The organism is Mycolicibacterium brisbanense, from assembly GCF_001570425.1.
In the GTDB taxonomy this organism is placed as follows: Bacteria; Actinomycetota; Actinomycetes; order Mycobacteriales; family Mycobacteriaceae; genus Mycobacterium; species Mycobacterium brisbanense.
On the sequence record NZ_BCSX01000022.1, the window covers coordinates 50,949 to 72,818 of the forward strand.

At 66.3% G+C, this 21,870-nt stretch carries 25 protein-coding genes, 1 tRNA gene and 1 pseudogene; 13 read left to right on the top strand and 14 right to left on the bottom strand.

Annotated features, from left to right (window positions below):
* Positions 1-6 precede the first annotated feature (6 nt).
* Entirely contained in the window at positions 7-543 is a 537-nt protein-coding gene (locus RMCB_RS12215) for an alkylhydroperoxidase, AhpD family (RefSeq protein ID WP_062828982.1), read from the top strand.
* 26 nt (positions 544-569) lie between these two features.
* On the opposite strand, the pseudogene RMCB_RS36970 reads toward RMCB_RS12215, so the two are convergent.
* From RMCB_RS36970 to RMCB_RS12255, 8 genes and pseudogenes are all read right to left on the bottom strand, one after another.
* Positions 570-866: pseudogene (locus RMCB_RS36970) on the bottom strand (aromatic amino acid lyase); the annotation flags it as partial.
* A gap of 87 nt (positions 867-953) precedes the next feature.
* Positions 954-1,106: a hypothetical protein gene (locus RMCB_RS36040; RefSeq protein WP_165606282.1), complete on the bottom strand. Its 153-nt coding sequence runs from the start codon at positions 1,104-1,106 to the stop codon at positions 954-956.
* Positions 1,107-1,212: 106 nt separating this feature from the next.
* Positions 1,213-1,425 carry a CsbD family protein gene (locus RMCB_RS12225; RefSeq protein ID WP_062828984.1) on the bottom strand — a complete coding sequence of 71 codons (213 nt, stop codon included), beginning with the start codon at positions 1,423-1,425 and terminating at the stop codon, positions 1,213-1,215.
* 129 nt (positions 1,426-1,554) lie between these two features.
* Complete coding sequence (locus RMCB_RS12230; protein WP_062828985.1) at positions 1,555-2,109, bottom strand: hypothetical protein; 555 nt, start codon at positions 2,107-2,109, stop codon at positions 1,555-1,557.
* Complete coding sequence (locus RMCB_RS12235; protein WP_063979608.1) at positions 2,106-2,879, bottom strand: hypothetical protein; 774 nt, start codon at positions 2,877-2,879, stop codon at positions 2,106-2,108. The genes RMCB_RS12230 and RMCB_RS12235 overlap by 4 nt, the downstream gene beginning before the upstream one ends.
* Positions 2,880-2,893: 14 nt before the next feature.
* Positions 2,894-3,076: a hypothetical protein gene (locus RMCB_RS12240; protein ID WP_062828987.1), complete on the bottom strand. Its 183-nt coding sequence runs from the start codon at positions 3,074-3,076 to the stop codon at positions 2,894-2,896.
* A gap of 223 nt (positions 3,077-3,299) precedes the next feature.
* Positions 3,300-3,605 carry a hypothetical protein gene (locus tag RMCB_RS12250; protein ID WP_062828988.1) on the bottom strand — a complete coding sequence of 102 codons (306 nt, stop codon included), beginning with the start codon at positions 3,603-3,605 and terminating at the stop codon, positions 3,300-3,302.
* Positions 3,602-4,075, bottom strand: coding sequence for an Asp23/Gls24 family envelope stress response protein (locus RMCB_RS12255; protein WP_062829039.1), 474 nt, complete (start codon positions 4,073-4,075; stop codon positions 3,602-3,604). Before RMCB_RS12255 ends, RMCB_RS12250 begins: the two co-directional genes overlap by 4 nt.
* Positions 4,076-4,209: 134 nt before the next feature.
* Between RMCB_RS12255 and RMCB_RS12260 the strand changes: the two genes are divergently transcribed.
* The 4 genes from RMCB_RS12260 to RMCB_RS12275 all read left to right on the top strand — a co-directional run bounded on the left by RMCB_RS12260 (position 4,210) and on the right by RMCB_RS12275 (position 8,089).
* Positions 4,210-4,770 carry an RNA polymerase sigma factor gene (locus tag RMCB_RS12260; protein ID WP_062828989.1) on the top strand — a complete coding sequence of 187 codons (561 nt, stop codon included), beginning with the start codon at positions 4,210-4,212 and terminating at the stop codon, positions 4,768-4,770.
* Positions 4,767-5,357 (top strand): hypothetical protein, encoded by a 591-nt coding sequence (locus RMCB_RS12265; RefSeq protein ID WP_234792088.1) that lies wholly within the window; start codon positions 4,767-4,769, stop codon positions 5,355-5,357. The genes RMCB_RS12260 and RMCB_RS12265 overlap by 4 nt, the downstream gene beginning before the upstream one ends.
* A 172-nt stretch (positions 5,358-5,529) precedes the next feature.
* Positions 5,530-6,687, top strand: coding sequence for an LLM class flavin-dependent oxidoreductase (locus tag RMCB_RS12270; protein ID WP_062828991.1), 1,158 nt, complete (start codon positions 5,530-5,532; stop codon positions 6,685-6,687).
* Positions 6,688-6,706: 19 nt separating this feature from the next.
* Positions 6,707-8,089, top strand: coding sequence for an NtaA/DmoA family FMN-dependent monooxygenase (locus RMCB_RS12275; protein ID WP_062828992.1), 1,383 nt, complete (start codon positions 6,707-6,709; stop codon positions 8,087-8,089).
* On the opposite strand, the gene helR is transcribed toward RMCB_RS12275, so the two are convergent.
* The gene (gene helR / locus RMCB_RS12280) at positions 8,086-10,308 is read right to left on the bottom strand and encodes an RNA polymerase recycling motor ATPase HelR (RefSeq protein ID WP_062828993.1); all 2,223 of its coding nucleotides are present in this window, start codon (positions 10,306-10,308) and stop codon (positions 8,086-8,088) included. The two genes, RMCB_RS12275 and helR, sit on opposite strands and share 4 nt — an antisense overlap.
* A 441-nt stretch (positions 10,309-10,749) precedes the next feature.
* On the opposite strand from helR, the gene RMCB_RS12285 reads away from it, so the two are divergent.
* Positions 10,750-10,980: a hypothetical protein gene (locus RMCB_RS12285; protein WP_062828994.1), complete on the top strand. Its 231-nt coding sequence runs from the start codon at positions 10,750-10,752 to the stop codon at positions 10,978-10,980.
* A 46-nt stretch (positions 10,981-11,026) separates the two neighbouring features.
* Positions 11,027-11,494 (top strand): hypothetical protein, encoded by a 468-nt coding sequence (locus RMCB_RS12290; protein WP_062828995.1) that lies wholly within the window; start codon positions 11,027-11,029, stop codon positions 11,492-11,494.
* On the opposite strand, the gene RMCB_RS12295 is transcribed toward RMCB_RS12290, so the two are convergent.
* Entirely contained in the window at positions 11,478-12,296 is an 819-nt protein-coding gene (locus tag RMCB_RS12295; RefSeq protein WP_062828996.1) for a DNA polymerase beta superfamily protein, read from the bottom strand. The two genes, RMCB_RS12290 and RMCB_RS12295, sit on opposite strands and share 17 nt — an antisense overlap.
* A 188-nt stretch (positions 12,297-12,484) precedes the next feature.
* On the opposite strand from RMCB_RS12295, the gene RMCB_RS12300 reads away from it, so the two are divergent.
* Positions 12,485-12,901 carry a hypothetical protein gene (locus RMCB_RS12300; protein WP_062828997.1) on the top strand — a complete coding sequence of 139 codons (417 nt, stop codon included), beginning with the start codon at positions 12,485-12,487 and terminating at the stop codon, positions 12,899-12,901.
* Between the two features lie 113 nt (positions 12,902-13,014).
* On the opposite strand, the gene RMCB_RS35825 is transcribed toward RMCB_RS12300, so the two are convergent.
* Entirely contained in the window at positions 13,015-13,293 is a 279-nt protein-coding gene (locus RMCB_RS35825; protein WP_131805516.1) for a hypothetical protein, read from the bottom strand.
* Positions 13,294-13,788: 495 nt separating this feature from the next.
* Between RMCB_RS35825 and RMCB_RS36045 the strand changes: the two genes are divergently transcribed.
* Together RMCB_RS36045 and RMCB_RS12315 are read left to right on the top strand one after the other, a co-directional pair.
* The gene (locus RMCB_RS36045; protein WP_165606283.1) at positions 13,789-14,436 is read left to right on the top strand and encodes an LGFP repeat-containing protein; all 648 of its coding nucleotides are present in this window, start codon (positions 13,789-13,791) and stop codon (positions 14,434-14,436) included.
* Complete coding sequence (locus tag RMCB_RS12315; RefSeq protein ID WP_062828999.1) at positions 14,433-16,667, top strand: serine hydrolase; 2,235 nt, start codon at positions 14,433-14,435, stop codon at positions 16,665-16,667. Before RMCB_RS36045 ends, RMCB_RS12315 begins: the two co-directional genes overlap by 4 nt.
* 177 nt (positions 16,668-16,844) lie before the next feature.
* Here RMCB_RS12315 and RMCB_RS12320 read toward each other — a convergent pair.
* The 3 genes from RMCB_RS12320 to pgm form a co-directional block, all read right to left on the bottom strand.
* Positions 16,845-16,917, bottom strand: a tRNA-Ala gene (locus RMCB_RS12320).
* Positions 16,918-16,972: 55 nt separating this feature from the next.
* On the bottom strand, positions 16,973-18,232 hold the full coding sequence (locus RMCB_RS12325) for an MFS transporter (protein ID WP_062829000.1): 1,260 nt from the start codon (positions 18,230-18,232) through the stop codon (positions 16,973-16,975).
* Positions 18,229-19,863, bottom strand: coding sequence for a phosphoglucomutase (alpha-D-glucose-1,6-bisphosphate-dependent) (gene pgm / locus RMCB_RS12330; RefSeq protein ID WP_029367569.1), 1,635 nt, complete (start codon positions 19,861-19,863; stop codon positions 18,229-18,231). The genes RMCB_RS12325 and pgm overlap by 4 nt, the downstream gene beginning before the upstream one ends.
* 71 nt (positions 19,864-19,934) lie before the next feature.
* Here pgm and crcB (RMCB_RS12335) point away from each other — a divergent pair, with 71 nt between their 5' ends.
* Genes crcB (RMCB_RS12335) through RMCB_RS12345 form a run of 3 tightly spaced genes read left to right on the top strand, consistent with a single transcriptional unit; the run spans position 19,935 to position 21,803 of the window.
* The gene (crcB, locus tag RMCB_RS12335; protein ID WP_062829001.1) at positions 19,935-20,327 is read left to right on the top strand and encodes a fluoride efflux transporter CrcB; all 393 of its coding nucleotides are present in this window, start codon (positions 19,935-19,937) and stop codon (positions 20,325-20,327) included.
* 31 nt (positions 20,328-20,358) lie between these two features.
* On the top strand, positions 20,359-20,727 hold the full coding sequence (gene crcB, locus RMCB_RS12340; RefSeq protein ID WP_029367572.1) for a fluoride efflux transporter CrcB: 369 nt from the start codon (positions 20,359-20,361) through the stop codon (positions 20,725-20,727).
* Positions 20,724-21,803, top strand: a complete 1,080-nt coding sequence (locus RMCB_RS12345) for a DUF190 domain-containing protein (protein WP_072278459.1) — start codon at positions 20,724-20,726, stop codon at positions 21,801-21,803. The genes crcB (RMCB_RS12340) and RMCB_RS12345 overlap by 4 nt, the downstream gene beginning before the upstream one ends.
* The last annotated feature ends 67 nt before the right edge of the window (positions 21,804-21,870 follow it).

The window sequence follows — 21,870 nt, forward strand, 5'->3', positions numbered from 1 at the left end:
GCTACGATGACCATCGAGAATCTGAAAGACCGCCTACCCGAGTACGCAAAAGACCTCAAACTCAATCTCGGATCGATTCGCCGATCGACCGCCCTAAACCAGCAACAGCTATGGGGCACATTGCTTGCCTCGGCAGCTGCCGCCCGTAACGACACCGTCTTGGCCGACATCGCCACCGATGCAGCCGAAGTCTTACCGAGACACGCCTACGATGCAGCACTGGGAGCCGCGTCCATCATGGGCATGAACAACGTCTTCTACCGCGCACGCGGATTTCTGGACGGACGGTACGACGACCTGCGAGTCGGCCTGCGCATGAACATCATCGCCAATCCCGGTGTCGAAAAGACACAGTTCGAGCTTTGGGCACTCGCCGTATCCGCAATCAACGGGTGTGGGCATTGCGTCAGCGCACACGAGCGCGTCCTCCGGGAGTCAGGTGTTGAGCGCGAGACGATCCTGGAAGCACTTCGCGTCGCAGCAATAATCGCTGGTGTGTCGATGGCGCTCACCGTCCGAGCCGCCGCAGCAGATAAAGGTTGAAACAGTTCAACGTCCATTCGATGCCTTTTCATCAGCCGGCTCAGCGGTTCACTGTGGCCGATCCAGCGCCCGTAAACGTTGTCACCGAATCCGGTGGTCACGGCGTAGACCAGCCGGTTCTCGGCGAGAAATCGCTCGGTCAGCTTGCGCGAGTGCAGGACCCGGCCGACATAGGCGGGCGCGAATTCGACCCGGGCGCGATGGCGCGCCACGGCGACGAACTCCTCGATCGTGATGTCGCGGTCACCGAGCGTCACCACCTCGATGTCCTGGGCGAGCTGCGTCATGTGTGAACTCCTTTGTAACGGCACCAAGGAGTCCATACGGTATGTGGTTGAACGCCGGAGTTGGATTACGATCCTTAATGGCTCCGATCAGCCTTCGTGGACCTCCTCACGAGTGATCGCGCCTCATGGCGGGTCGGACGGCCAGCGACTCAACGCGACTGCGCTGTTGAGCGCGAAGGCAACCAGACTTATCACCATCAACCAGGAGTGTCCTGTGGCGTAGCCGATGATGGCGACCATGATCCAAAACGACAGAACGACGATGCGTACAGCCATTGATGAGGGTCCTCCCCTTTTGCTCAATTGCGCAGGCAACGCCGCTCGCGCATGCACTCTGGTGCCGGGACGCCCGATCAGGCGACCCGGCACCGTGTGAGCGCCGTTATGAGCTACCGGTCAGCTTGTCTTTGACCGCGTCGATACCGTCTTTGATCTTGTCGGCGGCGTCAGCGATCGCATCTTTGACGGCGGCCACAGCCTGATCGGCCTGGCCTTCAGCCTTGAGGTCGTCGTTTCCGGTGACGGCCCCGGCGGCTTCTTTGGCGCGTCCTTTCAGGTCGGCCGCGGTGTTCTGTGCGTCGTCGGCGATTCCCATTCGGTGTTTCCTCTCGTTGGTGGCAGCGTTGCTCCGCTACCAATGGGGTTGGGTTGAATGCGAATGCATGTCGCCCCAACTACTTTGGATCCAGTGCAGTCCCCTCGTCATACGCTGCACTGGACGTTCTCAGGTGACCTGTGATCGCACCTTGTGCGCGGCCACGGGAGCTATCACCACCTGGACGTCGACATCGCCGGCAGCCGCGGACCGCACGTCAGCCCCGACCCGACGGGCCAGTCGACGGATTTCGGCTGACGGGGTGGAGGGCGCCACACCGACCGAGACACGCACGATGGGCCGTCCGCCCTCTGCCCGGGTGACGCCTTTACTGAACTGCACCGCAGGATGGCGGCCCAGGTCCTCTGCAGCGGCTTGCGCGATGCGAGCCAGATCTACTGCGCCCGAAGATGTTTGCAGTGATCGTACAGTGCGGGGCCGCAGATGCAGGAGCACAAGCCACGTCCCGAGCAGCACCGCGACCACTCCGGCGGCCCCGAGAACCGTTGGCCACCAATGCCAGTCGCCGACGGCGCCGATGGCACCGGGATCGAGCCGCTCCGCCGCTCGGTGCGCGGCGGCGACGTTGGCACCATATCCGATCAGCCAGACCGAACCGCCGAGCAACATCGCCGCCACCAGCCCGGTGAGAAGTCTGTCGACTACTCGCAGTGTTGGTGTCATCGCGCACCTGCCTCGACGTCCACGAGCGGTGGCACGACATCGTCGTCCGTCCACTGGTGCGCCATGGCGCGCGGAACCCAGACGCCGTCACCGACATGAACATGGGTGCGGCGGCGGGGTTTGAGCGCAACCACGAGCAATGTCAGCCCCACTCCGACACCCAAGACCGCCGACGGCCATACCCACCACTGCCAATGCGCTCGTGGCGCCCAGTGCAGCGCCGGGCTGATCCATGCACCACCGGTGATCCAGCCTGCTGCGACCGCAGTATCGCGAATCGCGATACATCCAACGGCCACCAGTGCCAATGCGATGAGCACGCCGGTAATGGTCGAGCCCGCAATCCGGCGTGGCGAATGACGTGTCGGCGCCGCAGGCGCTCCCGCCGCGCCCTCAGCGCAATCGTCGGCGGCATACGCGTCGGCGACCTGTGCCGGCGTCCGGTCGGTGTCGATACGGGTGATCTCCACGCCGATCCGGGCGGGATGTTCTGCCAGTGTTGCCAACTCGCGAGCCACGGCACCGCGAACATCCTCGACGACAGTTGCGGTGTCGACGGGCCAGCGGGCCGCGATCTCGACATCGACCGTCAGTGACGAATGCCCTGCGCCGCGCACAGTGATCGACGGCAGAGTACGCCCGGGCACGATGGCGCGCCGATGCGCGACGCCGTCTACCGACAACACCGCACGCTCGATCAATCGTCGCCGGACTCGATCGGCGATCACGGTGCGTCCCCGTGAAGCCGGTGGGCCCGGCGACGGGGTGATCAGCGATCCCACCGTCAGCTCCTGGGCCGGCGACCAAGTGCGGTCAGGTCGATGGTCCCGTCGAGATGGGCGCCGATGGCAGCGCCGGCGCCGCCGAGCACGACCGCCAGCAGCAGGCCGAGCATCCCGCCGGCGACCGCCGCGATCGCCAGCAGCACGCCGACGACAAGACCGATGGCGGTGTGTTTTGTGTTCATCGTGTAGTCCTCTCCTGCAAAGCTTTTACGCGCCGGTGGCCGCGGCGGTGGCGCGTCAGAAATGCCGCCCACCGGCCCCGCCGGGTGCGGTGCACGCGGATCACCGCGCGTCCACAGCGCGGGTCGTCCAGTGCTGCCAGTGCCGCCATCAAGGCCGGCGCCGAGCCTCCCGCATCAGGATGGTGACGCCGGATGGCCGCGCGGCGGGCGCGCCGTACGTCGGTCACCGCGTCCGCTTCGTCGACCCGGTGACCGCGACGACGTCGCCGACGACGACATCGACGGGCACGCCTGCCGCCGATGTCGCGGCCTGCCGGACCTTCTCCGCCGTCTCGAGCAGCACTCCCCGCAGTTCGAGGACCACGTGCACCTGACCGCCATCACTGTTCAGGCGCACTCCCCCGATGGTGCGTCCTGGCAGGTATGTGGCGGGCACACCCAGGCCGCTGTGCAACCCGACCACACCGTCGACGGCGGTCACCGCGGCTACCACCCGGTCGACCCGATCACCGATCGTCGGTTCGGTCACTGGACGCGGGGCTCGCCGGCGCGGGCACTGCTGTCATCGTCGTCGTCGGCGAAATGGACATCGTGGATGGTGATGTTGACTTCCGTCACTTCCAAGCCCGTCATGTTCTCCACCGCGGAGATGACGTTGGTGCGGATGCCGTCGGCGAGGTCATGGATGGCCACGCCGTACTCGGCGACGATGCCGATGTCGATCGCGGCCTGGCGTTCACCGACCTCGACGCTCACGCCCTGCGTCAAGCTCGGTGATCCCGGCAGTGATTCCCGCAGCTTGCCGACCACCCGGGCGGCCTGCCCGCCCAGGTCGTACACACCGTCGACCTCGCGGGTCGCGATCCCGGCGATCTTGGAGACCACGATGTCGGCGATGGTGGTGACGCCGTGGTCGGTGGCCAGCTTCTGCAGAGCCTTGCCGGACTGTCCGGCGTGCGCGTTCGAGCTAACTTCACGAGTCTCGGTGGGGGCGGTCATCAGCTGCTCCTTCATTCGTTGGTCTCGCCGGACGCATCGTCAGGCACAATCGGTTTGTCGGGCACCTGCGCGCAGTCCGCACGCAAACGAGATACAGAACACAATCGTGTCCGAACCCGGGGGGTGATGTGGTAATGCACGCAGATGACTTGCTGGAGTCACTGCCCGACGACACCCTCGCCCGACGCGCCCAACGCGGTGACAGCACGGCCTTCGATGCGCTGGTGGTCCGGCACGGACCGGCGTTGCTGCGGTTCGTCGCGAACACCTACCCGGAAACCGCCGAATGCGACGACATCGTCCAAGAAACCTTCATTGCCGCGTGGAAATCGCTTCCAACCTTCGCATTCCGGTCACAATTCCGCACCTGGCTGTATTCGCTGGCGACTCGGAAAACCATCGACGCGATGCGCCGCCGACGCCCGCAGACCGACCTGGATTCTGTCTTCGACACCCCCGACTGCCGCCCGGATCCAGGCCAGCAGGCTCTCGGTACCGACTTCCTGGCGGCACTGCACCGCGAACTGGCTCAGCTAACCTATCCAGCCCGCGCAGCATGGTGGCTACGCGAGATCTATGACATGCCGGTGGCCGAGATCGCCACGGTGCTCCACACCACCGAAGGGTCAGTCAGAGGCCAGTTGCAGCGAACTCGGAAACGGCTCGCTGAAGCGCTACAGGAGTTCCGACCATGACGCACCGCACCGTCGACGTACCGCCCGCGAGCGTGACAGCTGATGTCGCAGCGGGTCACACTGGACGACCAATGGGCCCGGCAACCGCAGACGATGACGCCACGACCGAGGCCGCGGCGTGGATCGCCGACGCGACCCGCCGGCTCGCCGGTCTACAGCAGGACTCCACCGCTGCACTCGAAGACCGCTGGGCCCAGACCGGATCAACACTCACGCAGCTGCGCGCCGGTATTGCCCATCGCATCGCCAATCTGCCGCGTCGAGCCACACTCATCCGCACCACCCGCACCGGCATCAGCGTCAGCCACATCGCCCTCGCCAAATTCCTGACCTGGGCACTGGCCGAACGCGCCGCCGCGATGACCGCAGCCGTCGCCGATGTCGAGTTGGATATCACGGACTCCCGACTCGCCGCGGTCTATGTCCACCTGATCGGGGTCGGCACCGCTCCCCGCGATCGCACGTACCTCGAAGACGGCGACACGTTGCGCCACTACGCCGCCACCGTGCTGCGCGCCGTCATCGGCGGCACCGTCGAGATAACCGCGATCTGGGACGACCTGGTGGTGCCCCCGCCGGGCGAATGAGCCGGCCCCGATCCTCTTCGGACGCCGGCCCTGCCGACTTCGCCTCACCGTGCGCCGATCCCTGGAGACCAGGTCACGGCCGGTTGGACACTCGTGTGAGGCGACGGCGGGGATTATCGATCCACCCGGTCGCGTTGCCGCCAAAGATCGCGACCGAAAGCGAGGACCTTCCGTGGCCGCACCCCATATCGCCGTCGCACTCGACGGCACCGGGTGGCACCCGGCGTCGTGGCGCGAGCCCGACGCCCGCCCCACCGATCTGTTCACCGCCCAATACTGGGCCGACCTGGTAACCGCAGCCGAGACGGCATTGCTGGACTTCGTCACCATCGAAGATTCGCTCGGGCTGCAGTCCGACCATCCGGGGCGTCCCGATCGTCGGACCGATCGCGTTCGCGGCCGGCTCGACGCAGTGCTGATCGCGGCCCGGGTCGCACCGCACACCAAGCACATCGGGCTGGTACCCACCGTCATCACCACGCACACCGAACCGTTCCACGCGTCGAAGGCCATCGCCACCCTCGACTACGTGAGCTCGGGGCGGGCGGGGGTACGGGTTCAGGTCTCCGCGCGCCCCGACATCGCCGCGCACTTCGGGCGGCGCCAACTGCCCGCAAGATCAGCCGGGCTCGTCGACGAACTCTTCGGTGAGGCCACCGACTACGTCGAGGTGCTGCGCAGGCTGTGGGACAGCTGGGAAGACGATGCCGAGATCCGCGATGTGGCCACCGGACGCTTCATCGACCGGAACAAGTTGCACTACATCGACTTCAGCGGCGCCCAGTTTTCGGTGAAAGGCCCCTCGATCACGCCGCGACCGCCGCAGGGGCAGCCGATCGTGGCTGCGCTCGCACACGTCGACCCCGCCTACGCGCTGATCGCGTCGAGCGCCGACATCGGATTCGTGACCCCGCACAATGCCGCCGAGGTCACCGATCTGGTCGCCGGTATCGCGGCGCTGCGTGCTCCTGACGCCGCGCCGGTGCGAGTATTCGCCGATCTGGTGGTGTTCCTCGATGACGGCGCCGACGCCGCGCGTTCGCGCCGCAGCCGGCTGGATGAACTCGCCGGAGCCGAATATGTCAGTGATGCAGAGATTTTCACCGGGACGCCAACCGGCCTCGCCGACCTGATAGAGCAGTGGCACGCCGCCGGCGCAGCCGGTTTTCGTTTGCGTCCGGCCACAGTCCCGCACGATCTGCTTCAGATCACTCGGGCGCTGGTGCCCGAACTACAGCGGCGCGGATTGTTCCGCGACCGCTATGAGGCCGCGACACTGCGCGGCCTGCTCGGCCTGGACCGTCCCGCCAATCGCTACGCGACCGCGTGAATTTCGACAAGGACTCCGTATGAGCAAGCCCATCAAACAGATTCACCTCGCCGCACACTTCCCGGGTGTCAACAACACCACGGTGTGGAGTGATCCCTCGTCGGGCAGCCACATCGACTTCGATTCGTTCGTGCACTTCGCCCAGACCGCCGAGCGGGGCAAGTTCGACTTCCTGTTTCTCGCCGAGGGACTGCGCCTGCGCGAGCAAGGCGGGCAGATCTATGACCTCGACGTCGTCGGCCGGCCCGACACGTTCACGGTGCTCGCGGCACTGGCCGCCGTCACCGACCGGCTGGGCCTGACGGGCACGATCAACTCGACGTTCAACGAACCGTACGAGGTGGCACGGCAATTCGCCTCGTTGGACCAGCTTTCAGGCGGGCGCGCGGCCTGGAATGTGGTGACATCGTGGGACGCCTTTACCGGAGAGAACTTCCGCCGCGGCGGCTTCCTGCCAGAAGATCAGCGCTACGAACGGGCCGAGAGCTTTCTGGAGGCCGCGCACACACTGTTCGACTCATGGCGCGGTGACGAGATCGTCGCCGACAAGGCGAACGGGGTGTTTGTGTCCGATGCGCGTGCCGGTGAATTCTCTTACCGAGACGCTCATTTCGACATCAGTGGCCGCTTCAACGTTCCACGCAGCCCACAGGGCAGGCCCGTGATCTTCCAGGCCGGCGACTCCGATCACGGCCGCGAGTTCGCCGCCGCGGCGGCCGATGCCATCTTCTCCCGCCACGGGACTCTGGAAGAGGGTCAGAAGTTCTTCGCCGATGTCAAGGGCCGCCTCGCCAAATACGGCCGCCGCCATGACCAACTGCTGATCCTGCCCGCCGCGACGTTCGTGCTCGGTGACAGCGACGCCGAAGCCGCCGACCTCGCTCATGAAGTCCGGCTGGCCCAGGTGTCACCGCAGACGGCGATCAAATTCCTCGAACAACTGTGGAACCGCGACCTTTCCGACCACGACCCTGACGGTCCGCTCCCCACTGTCGACCCCATCGTCGGCGAGAACACCATCGCCCGCGGCCGCGCCAGCGTCCGGATGCACCGCGACCCCATTGCCACCGCCAACGAATGGCGAGCCAAGGCCGAGGCCGAAGGACTGAGCAGCCGCGAACTCATCATCGAGGTGACCGGCAGGCAGAACTTCATCGGATCGGCCGCCACCATCGCCGAATCCATCAATCATCTGGTCCAGGCCGATGCCAGTGACGGTTTCATCCTCGTACCGCACGTCACGCCGGGCGGTCTCGATCCGTTCGTCGACCGGGTGGTGCCGCTGCTGCAAGAACGCGGGGTGTTTCGCGCCGATTACGAGGGCACGACATTGCGCGACCACTTGGGCCTCGATGTCCCCGATCCGTCCGGCGCGCAGCATCCGACCGCGGTCACCGGCTAGCGTTCGTCGAGCCCGGCCAGCGCCGTCGGCAACGGATCTCGGTGCAGGACACCCAGTCTCTGGGTGGCGCGAGTGAGGGCGACGTAGAGTTCAGCCGCACCCCGCGGCCCGTCGGCCAGGATCTGCTGCGGCTCCACCACGAGCACCGCATCGAACTCCAGACCCTTGGTGGCCGCAGGCGGCACGGTGCCAGGCATCCCCGCCGGCCCGATGACCACACTGGTGCCCTCGCGGCCGGCTTCCTCCCGCACGAATTCCTCGATGGCAGCGGTCAACTCATCGTCGGTGACCTTGCGGGCCCACGGCTTGACCCCGCACGCGCGCACCGACTCCGGCGGTTGGACGCCTGGAGCGAACTCGGCCAGCAGCGCGGCCGCGACCTCCATGATCTCCGCGGGCGTGCGGTAGTTCACCGTCAGCGGCCGGTACACCCACCGGCCGGCCCGGTTCGGACCCTTGGCTTCTGACGGCACATACGGTTCCAGCATCGACCCCCACGATGTCGCCCCTGCCGCCGAGCGGCGCTGCGCGAGATCACCCACGATCGTGAACGACCGCCGCGGGCAACGCCGCATCAGCACCCGCCAGTCCATCTCCGACAGCTCCTGCGCCTCGTCGACCACCACATGCCCGTAGGTCCAATCCCTGTCCGCGGCAGCACGTTCGGCGAGTTCACGGCCATCCTGCTCCTGGAACCGCTCCGCCAGCTGCTCGGCATCGAGGAGGTCCGCGGCCAGCAGGTGATCCTCGTCGTCCATCAGGTCCTCGCGGTCGACCATCAGATCGAGCACTCCGGCCGCGTACGCCGCCTCTTCCTTGCGCAGCCGCTCGGCCGCCTCGTCGGCTGCCTTGTCGCGGCCCAGCAGATCGACCAGCTCGTCGAGCAACGGCACGTCGGACACCGTCCAGGCCTCGCCGTCGGCACGGTACAACGCGTCGTCGGCTCCTGCCGCGCTCAACCGCTCGCGTGACGTGTACAGCTGCCGCAGAACATCTTCGGGGGTCAGGATGGGCCACAGCTGATTCAGTGCGGCGGTGAACTGCTCGTGATCCTCGAGTTCGTTCACCACGTCGGCACGCATCTGCGCCCACGCGTGCTTGTCATCGCGCGTCAACCAGCCCTTCCCTATACGGGCAACGGCACGTTCGGTGATCACGTAGGTGACGACGTCGATGAACTCGGCACGGGCCTCGTTGTGCGGCAGGCCGGTCTTGCGCGCCTCTTCCCTGGCCCACTCCGCCGTCGCGGCGTCGATCCGAACTGTGACGTCCGAGAGGTCGATGGGAATCGGCTCCTCCGGGAGCTCCTGACGATCCGCCACGGCAGCCGCCAAGACGTCGAGCATCTTCAGCGATCCCTTGAACCGCGCGGCGTCCTCGGTGTCCTCGGCAGTCACGCTGAGGCCGGGCACGAAATCACCGGTGGTCATGAAGACCGCCTGCGACTCGCCCAGCGACGGCAGCACCCGCCCGATGTGATTGAGGAATTCCGGGCTCGGGCCCACCACGAGTACACCGTGGCGTTCCATCTGCTTGCGTTGCGTGTACAGCAGGTAGGCGACCCGGTGAAGGGCGACCACCGTCTTGCCGGTGCCCGGGCCGCCCTCGATGACGAGCACGCCGGGGTGCTCGAACCGGATGATCTCGTCCTGCTCGGCCTGGATCGTCGCGACGATGTCGCGCATGCCCTCACCGCGCGGCGCATTGACCGCGGCCAATAGCGCAGCATCGCCCGGCCCGTCGAGTTCCTCACCGAGTTCCGCGCCGGTCGGGCGGCCCAGGGTCTCATCCGTGAAGTCGATCACCCGCCGGCCACGGGTGTGGAACTGACGACGTCGCCGCATCCCCTCCGGGCTGGCCGCGGTCGCGACATAGAACGCTCGGGCCAGCGGCGCCCGCCAGTCGAGCAGCAACGGTTCGTAGTCGTTCTCGCTGTCGAGCAGGCCCAGGCGGCCGATGTACAAGTGCTCGTCGTCCAGAGTCTCCAGCCGCCCGAAGCACAGACCGTAGTCAGCGACATCCAACCGCTGCATCTCCCGGGCCATCGCGCGCACCTCGGCGTCGCGTTCGACCAGCGTGCTGCCGTTCTGAGGGTCGACGGGGCTGCTCAACGCCGCCTTGTAGCGACGGTTGGCCTCAGCCCGCTCGCTGTCGAGGCGGGCGTACAGCCCGGCTACATATTCGCGCTCGGACCGCAGTTCGTCTTCGTACTCTGACATACTCTCGCTTTTCGCTCTCACATCTCGCGGCACACGGGTGCCGCATTCCCGCCGAGTTCTGGTTCAGGCCAGCGATTTTGCGCCATACCCCCGGCCTTGCCGCAAGCCCCCCTGTGCGCTATAAGGTCGAAGGGGAAGGGCGCACACCGGTCGCTCCGTATCTCTGACGTGATCGCCGCCGCACCGCTCGGGCGACCCAACCATTCTACGGGCATGCGCCCCTGCCGGCTTCATCGCTCAGCGTAGGGGAAACGCTCTGCTGTGCAATGCTTTTCAGTGGTCTGCCGCGGTGCCGTCGCCGATCTGACCCAATCTGCGGCTCTTCCGGCTAGCTGGAAGACAGGGTTGGGTGCCAGCGCTGACGACACCGAAGCCCCGCGGGACGACTCTGGTAGGTGCCGAGTTCGGCATCAGAACAACAGCAGAGATTGAGAGAAGACCATGCACGCCATCAATGCTCGTATCGTTCCGCTGGTCGCCATGGGTGTGACCGCCATCGCCATCGTCGCCGCGCCGATCGCGTCCGCAAGCACCCTGCCGGATACGGCGTCGATCAACCAGAACCCGGGCAACACCCAGATCACCGCCACCCCGGGCGACGCCGCCCAAGAAGCCGCTCAGTTGCAGCAGCCCTTCGGCGGCGTCGACGGTGCCCTGCTCTTCCACCACTGAGCTTCGGCTATCGTCGACCGGGATCACCCACGGTCGATGGAGAATCGTGAGCTTCATTCGGGTGCTGTACGCCGCCGAGTTCAAGGGCGAGGACGTCGTGTTGTTGGCGATGGACGCCGGCGGTGTTCCGATCGTTCACAGCGCACTGTCCGAAGCGGTGCGACGCGGTTCGTCAGAGCTACGGCACGACGGTGTCATCCACGAATTCCGCCTGCAAACCGGTGCGGCCGACATCCGACTGGGCACTCAACACGTCCTGTGGCTGCTGGACCGCGCTCTTGCCGTCACCATCACCGAATACCTGGCTGCCCACGGCGAAACCAACAAACCCGGGCACCACTACGTGGACATCGATACGCCCGCGGAGACTCTCGTGCTGTCGTATGACGAATACTCGCGCGAGTTTCTCGAGCGGGTCTCGGGCACCGCGCCAGCCGGAGCGCAACGTGGCCGAAGAGTCGCGGGCCAAGGCCGCGGCCCACTTGGCATCACGATGGTCAACGAACTGTCGTAGCGGTGGGGTGTGCGGCATCGGTTGTCCACCAACGCGTGTAGACAGCGACCAGCCAATCGTTCAGCTTGGTGTAATCCGGCCCCTCCGGAAAATCGGCCGTATCGGTGAGCGCGACGAGTTGTGCGCGCAGATCCGCAATGGTGTCGATGACGGTCGGCTTGTCGACCTTGCCGATCCGTAGGTCGCGCAGCCATGTTCGCGACGGCTCCGGCATCGGCAGTGTGATCCGACCGGTGCTGAGCAATTCGACGCCCTGCAAGCCGAGCCGTATCGCGTGATAGGCGAACTTCGTGTCGTACCCGTACACGTCGACCAGCTCCGGACGATTGGTGCGCTGCGAGCGCAGGCCCAGCATCCGATCACGTTGGGCATCGAGATAGCCGATGAACCGCCTGCCGGCGTCGCGCGACAGGAACAGCTCCGGATTGGCCTGCAGTTCCCTTCCCGGCCAAGCGATCTCGACGATTTCCTGAGGCGGCACGAACAACAGCAACAGGACGGTTGGGTTGCCGCCGGCGGCCAGCCGAGCCCACTTGCGCAGACTGTAGATGGTCAGGTCGAGATCACCCGCACCCGAACGCGCGCCCTCTGGCTGAGTTCGGTACTGGTACTGCTCGAAGCGTGCGAGCCCGATCACACAGTCCGGCGGTTCGATGCAGATACCCATCTCGTCACGGTCGTCCGTGCCGTCGACCGTCACACCATGCAGCCCCGAGCCGACCTGCGTTCGCAGGACCGTGTTGCGTTCGGCGATGTCACGGTGCCACGGCGTGTTGTGCGGGTTGATGTACGGCCCATCCATGCAGCGAGCGTAATGACCAGGCCGGGGCGTCCCCACCGATTTTTGCCTGCCGCCGCTCTCACCTGGCGTGTGTTTGGCTCCCCCGTGTTCTCGGGTATGCGGCGTGCGTGGGGGGTCAGGGATCGCCGCTGTGTGCCGCACTGCTTGGCGCTCCCGTCATCGAGAAGCACACGCAAGGAGTTCAACGCATGGCCTTGAAGAAGATCGCAGCGCGTGCAGTCACCACAAGCATGCTCGGCATGGCTGGCTTGGGCATCGGCGCGGGTCTGGCCCACGCCGATCCGCACGTCCCGATGCCACCGACACCACCCGTTCCGGCTCCGGGGATTCCCGGTCCTGGCGTAAATGCCGGAGTACCTGGCAATCCGCTGCCGCCGGGGCAGGGTTATCTGCCGCCTCCTGGGCACGGTGGACCAATGCCTCAGGACCGCATTCCGTTCGCCTCGGCACCGCCGTGGGTCACGGTCCCGGCCGTGCCGCCCATGGGCACGCCTCCGGCTCCGCCGGTTCCGGACTGGGCCACCGGCCTCCCGGTGGTCTGGGATCCTGACATCGGCGCCTGGGGCGTGTGGGACGCCCAGGCGAGCGCATTCATTCGGCTGTAGGACACCGGATGCGGCTGCCACCCCGTCAGGCCTGGCGGGGTGGCAGTTGGTGTTCGGCGAACGACGCGGGACCCCGCCCCGACCGATGGTCGGAGCGGGTCCCGTTCTCACCGCTAGGCGCAGACCTGCACGAAGCCGAGCGGCCCGGACACGCACGGCGGAGCCCAGCCGCCGTAGCCCACATAGGGCGGAGGCGGTGGCGGGCCCCAGCCCGGTCCATCTCCCCAGCCGGGACCGCCGCCCCAACCGCCGTGATGCCACGGGCCTTGCGACCACTGCACGCCGGGCGTCAGCGGTGCCGCGTTGGCCGTCGCAGCACCAAGGCCGAGCGCGGACACGCCGAGCGCCCCGGCGATGGCCGCACCAACTGCAACTCTCTTCAGACTCTTCATGAGCACCCCTGTGAAACGTGAATCGAAGCTATGGCTCCGGCCTCCCCGACTCGGACCAAAGTCATTGCTGGGCACGGAAAGCAACGGTGACTTTCCGTTTCGTCCCACCTTCGACGATATCGAGCCAACCTATGTATAGGTTATCGATAGGTTATGAAGACTCAACGTATCGCGAGGTACTGCAGCGCAACAGAACTCATCGACGCAAGGGCTGCGCCAAGAGTCAGCGCAGAAGCGATCGAGCATCGTGACGCGATCCCCGGTGAAAACACCTGCGGGACAACGCTTGATCAGCGACCCTGAAGAAGAATTCGGCGCCACGTCGCCAGATCACGGCATCTGGACCCACGCGGCGCCTCCGTCGACAACGTCAGCCCAGGCTTACCCCCTCGTGCCCGACGCAGCACCAACAGACAGGCGAATTACCAAGCGCGCCAGCGATTCACAGTAGAAGCATCTGGTGAGGCCAAGACTACTGCACTAAGGTGCCCGCCTGTGGGGTTAATCGACGACAAATATGCGATGCTCGGCGGCGACCACGGTTTCCTCGGACCGCCGAAAAGCCCGGGAGAAGACTTCGGCCGCGGCCGCCGGCGCAAGTACGCCTTCGGAGAGATCCGCCTGGACCTCGCCGCGCCGGACCCGCAAGAAGCGTTCGAGGTACACGGCGCCATCCTCGATCACCTTCGCACAGTCGAAAGTCCGACAGATCCATGGTTTCCCACGTCTGACGAGTTGATGACCCGCGACGGGGCGGGGCGCATCTCCTACTTCGACGGGGCTGCCATCGTCTGGCGAAAAGATCTGGGCGCGTTCGCCGTTCAAGGGGCCATCTACAACAAATGGATCAGGATCGGCGGCGTCCGATCGGCGGTCGGGTACCCGATCTCCGACGAGCACGCGTCGACCCCACCGACGCGGCGGAGCACGTTCGAGCACGGCGTCATCGATTGGCCCGGGCACGACTGGCGGGCCTTCGCGGTACACGGCCCGATCTTGGCAGCGTGGCAGTCAACACAGGGCGCATCACTCGGCGGTGTGCTCACCGACGAGACACCGGCCGCGGACGGTAGCCGCTTCAGCAAGTTCGAGCACGGACTCATCCGTTGGACCAAGGCAACCGGGGCGGTGATCGTGCCATGACGGCGATCGACGACAAATACGCGGCACTGAAAGCGGCGGGTTTCGACCTTGGCGCACCGAAAGGGCCGGAGACCTTCTGTCCGGACCGAACCGGGCGGTTCCGTCATTACGACCACGGGTCGATCTACTGGCACCCCACGACCGGCGCCCACGAGGTGCACGGCGCCATCCACGCCAAGTGGGCCTCGTTGGGTTGGGAGGAGAGCTGGCTCGGCTATCCCCGCACCGACGAGGGGCCGGCCGGGACGGATGGGCGCATCAGCCACTTCCAGCACGGAGACATCAAGTGGACCCCCACCAACGGTGCCGTCGACCAGGCATCGGTGACATGGGGGGCCTATTGGAACCGGGACGCCGCTTTCCACAAGAACAAGATCGCCGCTCTGCACAACGACCACCGCATGGTGTCGTTGGCAGTGCAACGGCTCTCGTCCAGCAGCGTCGTGTACGCGGCCGTCTGGCTCAAGAGCAGCGACACCGATCAGCACGAGATCCACGGTGTCGATGAGGCCGGGTTGGCGAAATTCCTGGAAACCGAAGCCGCTCAAGGCCATTCGATCGAACTGATATCCGCGTCGGGGGATGGCGCCGACCGGGTCTGGGCGGCAACCACTCGCCCCGGCGAGCCGCCGCTGATGTGGTTTCCGAGAATGACCGACGGCGCCTCAACCGACCCGGGATCGCTACTGGCGATGAACAAGATCGCCCAGCGCAACCAGGCGGTGTTGACCAGTCTGACGCTCTTCGAGAACAGCGGTGCGTCCTGGGCGGCAGGCGTTTACCGCCGAGATCCCGACACCATCCCGTGGTCGGTCTACGAAACGCACCCGACCGCGCCTGACGACGACATGGCCAAATTGCCGATCCAGCTCGCCCACGGCGGGCGCGTCGAACTCACCGCAGTGTCCGACGATCAGTGGGCCTCGCTGTACCGCGACGACGACATCGGCCCCGGCGCGTCGTTCAGTGGCCTCACCCCGGCCGAGATGGACGCCAAGGTCGAAACCCACCGCAAACTCGGCTACCTGCCGCGGCACATCGACATGGGCGGGACGGACGACCACCGGTTCTCGGTGATCTTCAAGAAGCGGATCGACCCGCTGCCGCGTCGGCTCGTCATCACCGGCACTCCGGTGCCCGAGCTCACTGTCCTCGACGAGGCGATGGCCGGTTACCTCAAGCGGACCGGCATCCGGGCAGCCAACCTGGCGGTGGCGCAAGACCATCGACTGATCTACGCGCGCGCGTTCACGTGGAGCGCGCAGGGCTATCCCATCGCGCAACCGCAGACGAGCTTCCGGATCGGCAGTGAGAGCAAGGTCCTCACGGCGATCCTGATCCGGCAACTCATGGAGGACCCAACCACCCGACCGCAGTTCGGCGACGACAGCAAGATCGACCACCTGCTGGCGTTGGACCCGCCGCCGGGAATGACGAAGACGAAGGGGTTCGAAGACATCACGGTCCTCGAACTCATCAAGCATCAGACGGCCGTCGCCAGAAACTTCGCGAGTTTCGACCCCGAGGTCGTCGCCGCGTTCGGAAAGTCGCTGCCGGCGCGCAGCAAGCTGGACTTCGCCGCCTTCATGATGTGTCAGCCGTTCGATCCGCCGAAAGGTGACTATCGCAACACGAACTATCTCTTCCTCGGTGCCCTCGTCCAGAAGCTCACGGGCGGTATGTGGTTCGACGCGTTGAAGTCCCGCGTCCTGACACCGTTGGGACTGACGCTGCCGACACCGTCGGGTTCGACGCTCGCGCGTCGACGGCCGCAAGAGGTTCTCAGCCACGACTGGAACATGGATCTGCCCGCCAGCCTGATGAGTGCCGACCAGCCTCTGGTGCGGTCCGGCTACGGCAACGTGAATCTGGAAGAGGTCGGCGACGCGATCGGCGGGATGGCATTTCCGTCGTGCGACTTGGTGAAAGTGCTTGCGAGCTTTTCGAAAACCTCCAAGCACCGGCTGCTCAACACGTACACGCCGGCCGACATCATGTTCGCCGGAAACGCCACCGACGGACGCGTCGAGTGGACGCACAACGGCGGCTTGAGCAATACCGACGCCCTGATGGCCATCCGCGACGACGGCATCAGCTGGGCCGTCACGTACAACGCCGGCGCACCGCAGCGGGAGATGCAGCCCGACTACGACGAGCTCATCGACGCCGTCATGGACACGCTGCCCACCCACGACCTGTTCCCGTCAGTGGGCCTCGCGCCGCTGGCGTGAGCTGTCAGGCGTTGACCTCACCGAGATTCACACCAGGGACAAAAGCGCCGCGGAATTTGTCCCTCATGTGAATGTCGGTGATGGGGCCGGCCCCCTCGGCACCGGAACGACCTTGCCGGCACCGCGGCGTAACCAGAAAACCCGCCCTGACCGAGGTCAGAGCGGGTTTCTCAAACGTGGAGCTAAGGGGATTCGAACCCCTGACCCCCACACTGCCAGTGTGGTGCGCTACCAACTGCGCCATAGCCCCGTTTGTCGTGCTCCACGAAGTTACACCACGGCTACCCGCCATTCAAAATCGCTGGTCAAGGCACCTCGCCGCCGGACTCTGGACCCAACGCACGGGCCGGAGTGTGCTCGGTGGACGGAATATGGCGGGTTTCCGGGGCGAAAACCCAGCCCGTCGCCGCGAGAAGCAGGATCGCGCCGCTGGCCACGAATGCCCACGAGAACGAGAAATGCTGAGCGATCATGCCCACCAGCAGGGAGCCACCGATCGAGCCGACATCGGACATCATCTGGAACGTCGCGACTGCGGTGCCGCCACGTGCCTTGCTGCCGATGATGTCGGCCACCGCAGCCTGCTGCGGGGCCGAGAAGATGCCGGTGGAGAATCCCGCGACGAACGCGCTGACGAGAAACAGCGTCAGCCCGTCGGTGAATCCGACCAACACGGTCGAAAGTCCCGCCGCGCTCAGTCCGACGATGAGCAGGAGCCGCCGACCCACCCGGTCGGACAGATGCCCGCTGGGAATGACGGCCGAGACGTTGCCGACCGCGAATGTCGCCAGCGCCAGACCTGCGACGCCGGCCCCGCGGTGGAACACCTCGGTGATGAACAACGGCACCAGGGCGACACGCAACCCGAACGCCGACCATCCGGTGGCGAAATTGGACAGCAGCGCCGCGCGGTACGCCCGGTTACGCAGTGCGGTCCGCACGCCCATCTTGGGACCGTCGTCGAGCGCGGGCGCCGCGAGCGACGAGTGGCGCAGGCTGATGAACACCACGGCGGCTGCCACCAACAGCGCGCCACCGTAGATCAGGAACGGGACGCTGAGCCCGAGGCCGGCGGTGAGGCTTCCGAGCACGGGGCCGCCGACGGAGCCGACCAGGAACGCCGAGGAGAACATGCCGGCGACCCGGCCGCGGGCATCCGGCGGGCTGATCCGGATCATCAGGCCCAGCGCCGAGACGAAGAACATCGTCGAGCCGATGCCACCGAGCGACCGGAACAGCAGCAGCTGCCAGTAGGTCTGGGCGAACGCGCAGGCGCCGGTGGACAACGCCACGATGAGCAGCCCGGTGACGTAGACCCGCCGCTCCCCCAACCGCTGGATCAGCAGGCCGCTGGCGGGTGCGAAGGTCAGGCGCATGAGCGTGAACGCGGTGATCACGAAGGTCGCGGCGCTGATACTGACGCCGAAGTGGCGGGCATAAGCAGGCAGTACCGGCGCGACGACGCCGTAACCGAGCGCGATCACGGCGTTCGCAGCGATCAGAACCCAGACTTCACCGGGCAGCTTCGGTTTGGCTTGACAGTCGGTCTCCGCGACAGAACTCACCCGATAACTGTATTGACCAAGTCCTTGGCGGCCTGCTGGACCTCGGCAAGGTGGTCGGGGCCCTTGAATGACTCGGCGTAGATCTTGTAGACGTCCTCGGTTCCCGACGGCCGCGCGGCAAACCACGCGTTGTCGGTCGTCACCTTCAGCCCTCCCAGCGGGGCGCCGTTGCCCGGCGCCGCGGTCAGCTTCGCGGTGATCTGCTCACCCGCCAACTCCGTCGCGGTGACCTGCTCGGGCGACAGCTTGGCCAATCGCGCCTTCTGCTCGCGGTTGGCGGGCGCATCGATCCGCGCATAGGTCGGCGCCCCATACTGTTCGGCCAGTTCCGCGTAGCGCTGCGACGGCGTCTTGCCCGTCACCGCAAGGATCTCCGAGGCCAGCAGCGCCAGGATGATGCCGTCCTTGTCGGTGGTCCATGTCGACCCGTCGGTGCGCAGGAACGACGCCCCGGCGCTTTCCTCGCCACCGAACCCGATGGCCCCGGTGATCAGGCCGTCGACGAACCACTTGAAGCCGACCGGCACCTCCACGAGCTTGCGTTCGAGCCCGGCCACCACCCGGTCGATGATCGAGCTGCTCACCGCCGTCTTGCCGACAGCGGTCGAGCCGGGCCAGTTGGGCCGGTGGGTGTAGAGGTAGTCGATGGCCACCGCGAGATAGTGGTTGGGGTTGAGCAGGCCGCCGTCGGGCGTGACGACGCCGTGCCGATCGGAGTCGGCGTCATTGCCAGTGGCGATCTGATACTTGTCACGGTTGGCGATCAGGGACGCCATCGCATTCGGCGAGCTGCAGTCCATGCGGATCTTGCCGTCGGTGTCGAGAGTCATGAACCGCCAGGTGGCGTCGACGAGCGGGTTGACCACGGTCAAGTTGAGGTTGTGCCGCTCGGCGATCGCGCCCCAGTAGTCGACACTGGCCCCGCCCAGGGGGTCGGCGCCGATGCGGATGCCCTCGGCGCGGATCGCGTGCAGGTCCACCACGTTGGGCAGGTCCGCGACATAGGCGTCGAGATAGTCGTGGCGTTGCGCGGTCTGCAACGCCCGGGTCAGCGGGATGCGCTTGACCGCCTTGAGGCCATCGCGCAGGATCTCGTTGGCGCGCTTGGCAATCACACTCGTGGCGTCCGTGTCGGCGGGCCCGCCGTTGGGCGGGTTGTACTTGAATCCGCCGTCGCGGGGCGGGTTGTGCGACGGGGTGACGACGATGCCGTCGGCCAGATCCGCATCGCGGCCGCGGTTGAACGTAAGAATGGCGTGGCTGACCGCGGGCGTCGGGGTGTACCGATCCGCCGAATCGATCATGGCCACAACGTCATTGGCGGCCAGCACTTCCAGTGCCGAAGCCCATGCCGGCTCCGAGAGCGCGTGGGTGTCGCGGCCGATGAACAGCGGCCCCGTGGTGCCCTGCGCGGCCCGGTACTCCACGATGGCCTGGGTGGTGGCCAGGATATGGCCTTCGTTGAACGCCGCATCCAGACTGGACCCGCGGTGTCCGGACGTGCCGAACACCACCTGCTGCGCCACATCCTCGGGATCGGGTTGCAAGGTGTAATACGCCGTCACCACCTGTGCGACGTCGATGAGATCCTCGGGTTGCGCCGGTTGTCCGGCACGCGGGTTGGCAGCCATGGTTGACGATTCTGCTACCAGAAGCGCGTCGGTGTCTGCCGGTCGCCGAGTTGCCGCCATACTTTTACTTCATGTTCGGCCACGACCCTCGCGAACTGGCCGCAGTGTTCGTCGGAGGCGCGCTGGGCACGGTCGCCCGCGCCGTCCTGGCGATCGCGGCGGCACCGGCACCCGGCCACTGGCCGTGGCCGACCTTCGTCGTCAACATCATCGGCGCGTTCATGTTGGGGTACTTCACGACCCGATTGCTGGAACGCCTGCCGGTGTCCAGTTACCGCCGTCCGTTGCTGGGCACGGGTGTCTGCGGCGGATTGACCACGTTCTCGACCATGCAGGTGGAAACCGTTCGAATGCTGGAGGCCGGGCAGTGGGGCCTGGCTGCGGGCTACACGGCGGCCAGCCTGGCTCTGGGATTGCTCGCGGTCGGGCTCGCCACCGCCTTGGTCCGGCGGGTCAGCGTGTGACGGCCCGCGAGGAGCCGCAGGCGGATCGCGCATGAGCACGGTACTGGTGTGGACCGGGGTGGTGCTGCTCGGCGGCCTCGGCGCAGTGTCGCGCTTTCTGGTCGACCGGGCGGTCTCGGCGCGGCATACCCGAGGCTTCCCGTTCGGCACGCTGGTGGTGAATCTCAGTGGCGCATTGCTGTTGGGCTTCTTCGGCGGCCTGGCACTGAGCCCGCACGTCGCACTGCTGGCCGGCACGGCGTACGTCGGGGCGTACACCACGTTCTCCACCTGGATGCTGGAAACGCAGCGGCTGAGCGAAGAACGCCGCCTGTGGCCGGCGGCGGCCAACATCGTGGTCAGTGTCGTTCTCGGCCTGATGATGGCGGGATTGGGGCTGTGGTTGGGGGCTCGGCTGTGAGTGACCGACATGAGACGGACTACCTGAAGCTCACCGCCTACTTCGCCGAGCGGATGCGCCATGGTCACCGCTTCGCCGCCGACGCCCTGTTCGACCTGTACGGCAGCAACGACGTCGCCACCAGCGTGATGCTGCGCGGGATCGCCAGTTTCGGTCCGCACCACCATTTGCGCAGTGATCAGACGCTGAGCATGTCGGAGGATCCGCCGGTGGCGGTTGCGGCGGTGGATGCCGCCGACAAGATCGCTGCGCTCGCCGAGGACACGGTCACGCTGACCACCCGTGGGCTCATCACGCTCGAACGCGCGCAACTGGTCAGGCGCGGCAGCCCGGCTCCGACCATCCCGGAGACAGCCAAGCTGACGGTCTATGTCGGCCGGCGCCACCGGGTGGGCGGGATGCCTGCCTATCGTGCCGTGTGCGCCGCGTTGCACAGGCACGGGTTCGCCGGGGCGACAGTGCTTCTCGGGGTCGACGGGACCGCGCACGGGCAGCGTCGTCGTGCGCGCTTCTTCAGCGGCAATTCCGATGTTCCGATCATGATCATGGCGATCGGCACGCGGCAACAGGTGGCGGCGGCACTCGGCGAGCTCGACGACCTGCTGGACGAGCCGCTGCTCACCGTCGAGCGGGCACAACTGTGCAAGAGCGGCGGCGAACTGCTGACCCGCCCGCCGTCCCTGCCCGCGACCGACGCCGAGGGCAGGCCGCTGTGGCAGAAGCTCATGATCCACACGTCCGAGGCCACGCTGCACGACGGTGTCCCGATCCACCGGGCCATCGTGCGTCAGCTGCTGCAGTCCGGCACCAGCCGAGGCGCCACGGTCCTGCGTGGCGTGTGGGGATACAGCGGCACCCGGGAACCGCACGGAGACAAGCTCTTCCAGATCGGCCGTCAGGTGCCGGTGACCACAATCGTGATCGACACATCTGATCGCATCGCCGCGGCCTTCGATACGGTGGACGAGCTGACCAACGGACACGGTCTGATCAGTGCCGAGATGGTCCCGGCGGCTGTGGTGGTCGACGGGGGCGTGCGGTACGGCAGCACAGATCTGGCTCGCCACCACTACTAGACACAAAGGCACCAGGCACAGGAGATAAGCCTAGCCTTACCTTATCTGCGGGTGTACCGTCGCACTC